2 protein-coding genes are annotated in these 1,564 nt (G+C 61.9%); both read right to left on the bottom strand.

Annotated features, from left to right (window positions below):
• Positions 1–783 (bottom strand): protease HtpX (gene htpX / locus AC1D1X_RS22965; protein ID WP_477699294.1); only part of this gene is annotated, 783 nt, incomplete at its 3' end.
• Positions 784–880: 97 nt separating this feature from the next.
• Positions 881–1,564, bottom strand: a 684-nt coding sequence (locus AC1D1X_RS22960; protein ID WP_477699293.1) for a DUF3025 domain-containing protein, incomplete at its 5' end; no start/stop codon positions are given.

Here is a 1,564-nt window from a genome sequence, read left to right as displayed (position 1 = left end):
TTCCACGGCCTTGGGCAGTTCGCCGGGCTGCATGCCGCCCAGACGTGCCAGCGCGTTCATCATGGGCTGGCGGCGGCCCATCAGCTGCGCGGCGCCGGCGTCGGCACGGAACTCGCGCTGGCGCGAGAACCAGGCCACGACGATGGCGGCGGCAAAACCGAGCACGATGTCCAGCACGATGGTGCTGACGTAGTAGCCGATACCGGGGCCGGAATTGCTGTCGCTGCCGCGGCGCAAAAAGCTGTCGACGGCGTAGCCGATCACACGCGAGAGGAAAACCACAAAGGTGTTCATCACGCCCTGGATCAGCGTCATGGTGACCATGTCGCCGTTGGCCACGTGGGCGATCTCATGGCCCAGCACGGCTTCGATTTCTTCCTTGGTCATGCCTTGCAGCAGGCCGGTGGACACGGCCACCAGAGACGAGTTCTTGAATGCGCCGGTGGCAAAGGCATTGGGCGCGCCTTCAAAAATGCCGACTTCGGGCATGCCGATCTGGGCCTTGTCGGCCAGCTTGCGCACGGTCTCAACAATCCAGGCCTCGTCGGCATTTTGGGGCGACTCGATCACCCGCACCCCGGCGCTCCATTTGGCGACGGGTTTGCTGATCAGCAGCGAGATAAAGGCACCGCCGAAGCCCATGATCAGCGCAAAGCCGAGCAGCGCGGTCAGGTTCAGCCCGTTGGCCGTGAGGAAGCGGTTGACGCCAAGCAGGCTGGCGACAATGCCCAGCACCACCACGACAGCAAGGTTGGTCAGGACAAACAGAAAAATACGTTTCATGGGTTCTCCGTGGGGTCGGTAAAAAAAGCCCGCCTTGCGCAGGATATGAGGGCTTGCCAGCGCAGTTCAAGCTGTGCCGCAAGCCCGTGGCTGATTTCTATCTGTTGTTTTGCAGCCGTGGCGGTCGGAATACAAGGGAGTCATCATAAAAGGAAAAGTTCTCGTTCCCGGGCCACCAGCCGGGCACGCCCAGCACCGGCAAAGGGGAAAAAGGCTTGCCGGCCAGCTTGTCAGCGCTCAGATCCGCGGCAATCCAGTGGTCCAGATCTGCTATTGAATTGATAGCTGCTTGCGCCCGGTACACATGGGCTGTGATCGGTTTTCGTGGATAAATCAGTTTCTCCAGCAGCGCATGGCCAAACAGCACCAGCCGGGCTTGCTGCCAGAGTGGGCGCAAACCCACAAAGAGCAGCTGCCAGTCCCGCGCCGCCAGCGCGTCCCACAAGGGTTGCGGCGCCGACAGGAAAGCAGCGTTCTCGTCAAAGAGCGTCAGCGCGTCGCGGACTGGGCCGCGCACCTGTTGCACGCCGGCCTGCGCGATTTCCGCAGCCTGCAACTGGTTGAGCTTCTTTTTGGTTTCGGGGAACTGCATCCAGCACAGGCCATTGAAAAAATCATGCGGCCCTTCGCGGGTCGGGCATTCACCTGTCCTGAAAATAAAGCTCTCGTAGGCCTCGCCGGCGGGCAATGCGCTTTGGGGAACAAAGCGCATCGGGGCACGCTTCTCGGCATTCAGGGCCTCGTGCAGCGCAGTGCCCGCCGCTACGGCCTGGGCCACACG

Source organism: Polaromonas sp. P1_G4, assembly GCF_056405475.1.
Note: the sequence above shows the minus strand (reverse complement) of the source record. Positions and strands in the feature narration are given on the sequence as shown.